The sequence below is a fragment of the Stenotrophomonas sp. Sm6012 genome (assembly GCF_030985895.1).
Taxonomy (GTDB): Bacteria; Pseudomonadota; Gammaproteobacteria; order Xanthomonadales; family Xanthomonadaceae; genus Stenotrophomonas; species Stenotrophomonas forensis.
Map to the genome: position 1 here is coordinate 1 of NZ_JAPTFX010000248.1, position 2,954 is coordinate 2,954.

The following is a 2,954-nucleotide window of genomic DNA, read 5'->3' on the forward strand; positions in this document are numbered from 1 at the left end:
CTCCCGGCCCACCCAGCACGTAGAAATCCAGAGCGATGAACAGGCGACGTTGCCTTTGCCTTTGCTTGTGCTCTGGCTTGAAACGGGTGCCGGGCAGCGCCCGGCCGGGTATCCTTTCCCTCTGATGTCCGACCTTGTCCATGCCAGCCGCGAAGCCCTCAGCGACGGCGGCGCGCTCGCCTCGCACCTGGATGCCTTCGTCCCGCGTCCGGCCCAGCTGCGCCTGACCGAGGCCATCGCCGATGCGTTGCAGCAGCGCGATCTGCTGCTGGCCGAGGCCGGTACCGGTACCGGCAAGACCTTCGCCTATCTGGTGCCGGTGCTGCTGTCCGGGCTGCGTACCATCATCTCCACCGGTACCCGCGCGCTGCAGGACCAGCTCTACCACCGCGATCTGCCACGCGTGCGCCAGGCGCTCGGCGTCGGCCTGCGCAGCGCGCTGCTGAAGGGGCGTGCGAACTACCTGTGCCGTTATCGCCTGCAGCAGGCGCGTGGTGAGCCACGATTCTCCAGCCCCGAACAGGCGGCGCAGTTCCAGCGCATCCTGGCCTGGTCCGGCCGCTCCGAATTCGGTGACATCGCCGAGCTCGATGGGCTGGCCGACGACTCTCCGCTGCTGCCGATGGTCACCTCCACCGTCGACAACTGCCTGGGCACCGACTGCCCGTTCTGGGACGACTGCTTCGTGGTGCGTGCGCGGCAACGTGCGCAGGCGGCCGACGTGGTGGTGGTCAACCATCACCTGCTGCTGGCGGACCTGGCATTGAAACAGGATGGTTTCGGCGAACTGCTGCCAGGGGCGCAGGCGTTCGTCATCGACGAGGCGCATCAGCTGCCCGAGTTGGCCGCGCAGTTCTTCGGCGAGGGGTTCGGCATGCGCCCGTGGCAGGAGCTGGGCCGCGACTGCCTGGCCGAAGCGCGTGGCGTGGGCGGTGCGCAGTCGGCCCTGCAGGAGCCGGTCGACCAGTTGCAGCAGGCACTGCTGGCATTGCGCTCGGCGATGGAAGGCCTGCCGTCGCGCGGCACGCAGTGGCGGGCACTGGCAATGCCGCAGGTGCGCGACGGCTTCGATACGGTGATGGCGCGGCTGGTGACGCTGGAGCAGGCACTGCAACCACTGCGCGAAGCTGCCGCTGGCCTGGATGCCTGCCATGCGCGGGCGCGCGAAGCGGTCTCGCGGCTCAGCCGCTGGCTGGGCGATGACGAGCCCAGCCTGGATTTCGACACCGACCCTGCGGACGTGGCGGGTGCGGCCGATGTGCTCTGGTACGAGCTCACCCCGCGTGGTTTCCGCTGCCAGCGCACGCCCATGGATGTGTCCGGGCCGCTGCGTGAGCACCGTGAACGCAGCCGGGCGGCATGGATCTTCACCTCCGCTACGCTGACCGTAGGCGGTGGCTTTGATCACATTGCCACGCGACTGGGCCTGGACGATCCGCATACCCTGGTCCAGCCGAGTCCGTTCAACTGGCCCGAGCAGGCGCTGTGCTACCTGCCCGAAGGCCTGCCCGATCCGGCCGCGCGTGGCTTCGGCACCGCGTTGATCCAGACCCTGCGGCCGGTGCTGCAGGCGTCGCAGGGCAGGGCATTCCTGCTGTTCGCGTCGCATCGCGCCCTGCGCGAAGCCGCCGAGGCACTGCGCGACGGGCCGTGGCCGTTGTTCGTGCAGGGCGAGGCACCGCGCGCGACCCTGCTGCAGCGCTTCCGCGAATCGGGCAATGGCGTGCTGCTCGGCTCGGCCAGTTTCCGCGAGGGCGTGGACGTGGTCGGCGAAGCGCTGAGCGTGGTGATGATCGACAAGCTGCCCTTCGCCGCTCCGGACGACCCGGTGTACGAGGCGCGGCTGGAGGCGATCCGCAGCCAGGGCGGCAACCCGTTCCGCGACGAGCAGCTGCCGCAGGCGGTGATCGCGCTGAAGCAGGGCGTCGGTCGCCTGATCCGCAGCGAGAGCGACCGCGGAGTGCTGGTGCTGTGCGACCCGCGCCTGCTCAACCGCGGCTATGGCCGGGTCTTCCTCGATTCGCTGCCGCCGTTCCGGCGCACCCGCAGCCTGGCCGATGTGCAGGCCTTCTTTACGCCACAATGGCCACCCGTGGCCGATGATGCCGTTCCGGCCACCGCTGCGGCGGGCCCGGATCTGGCGCCCGGCGCCACGTTCCCCCTGTTCTGACCTGATCCGATGAAACTGCTCGCCTTTGAAACCGCCACCGAAGCCTGTTCCGTTGCCCTGCATGTCGATGGGCAGGTGCTGGAACGTTTCGAGATCGCCCCGCGCCGGCATGCCGAGCTTAGCCTGCCGTGGGCGGAGGCGCTGCTGGCGGAAGCCGGCATCAGCCGCCGCCAGCTGGACGGTATCGCGCTCAGCCGCGGCCCCGGTGCGTTCACCGGCGTGCGCCTGGCCATCGCCATTGCCCAGGGCATCGCCCTTGCGCTGGACCGCCCGCTGCTGCCGGTGTCGACGCTGCAGGTGCTGGCGCTGCGGGCGCCGGCTGAAGAAACGCAGATCCTGTCGGCGATCGATGCGCGGATGGGCGAACTGTATGTCGCACGCTTCGAACGCGTGGACGGCCTGCCGGTCGCACGCGATGCCGAACGCGTGTGCGCACCGGCGGCGGTGGCGCTGCCGGACGGCGTGTCGGTCTTCGGTGTCGGTACCGGGTTCGGCGCGGCCGAGGGCGCTCTGGTGGCACAACTGGGGGCAGGCCTGCGCGGTTTCGATGCCACTGCACTGCCGCGTGCGTCGGATGTACTGGCACTGGCGGTGCCGGCCTTCGCGCGTGGCGAAGCCATCGCACCGGAGAAGGTTGAACCGGCGTACCTGCGCGACAACGTGGCGCTGACCCTGGTCGAGCAGCAGGCCGCGCGCGAGGCGAAGGCGAAGGCCAACGGCTGAGCCCCTCGTGGCGAGGTTGGTTGATCGCGTAAATCAAAAGCCGCGCTTGGCCGGGCGGGGT

2 protein-coding genes are annotated in these 2,954 nt (G+C 69.8%); both read left to right on the plus strand.

What is annotated here, in order from left to right; translation table 11 throughout:
• Positions 1-124: 124 nt before the first annotated feature.
• The gene (locus O0J73_RS22035; RefSeq protein WP_308309643.1) at positions 125-2,170 is read left to right on the plus strand and encodes an ATP-dependent DNA helicase; all 2,046 of its coding nucleotides are present in this window, start codon (positions 125-127) and stop codon (positions 2,168-2,170) included.
• Between the two features lie 9 nt (positions 2,171-2,179).
• Positions 2,180-2,893: a tRNA (adenosine(37)-N6)-threonylcarbamoyltransferase complex dimerization subunit type 1 TsaB gene (tsaB, locus tag O0J73_RS22040; RefSeq protein WP_308309644.1), complete on the plus strand. Its 714-nt coding sequence runs from the start codon at positions 2,180-2,182 to the stop codon at positions 2,891-2,893.
• Positions 2,894-2,954: the final 61 nt, after the last annotated feature.

What these genes read in the sequence shown, in the direction of transcription:
- O0J73_RS22035 (WP_308309643.1), top strand. Translation starts at nt 125, where the DNA reads ATGTCCGACCTTGTCCATGCCAGCCGCGAAGCCCTCAGCGACGGCGGC.
- tsaB (WP_308309644.1), top strand. Translation starts at nt 2,180, where the DNA reads ATGAAACTGCTCGCCTTTGAAACCGCCACCGAAGCCTGTTCCGTTGCC.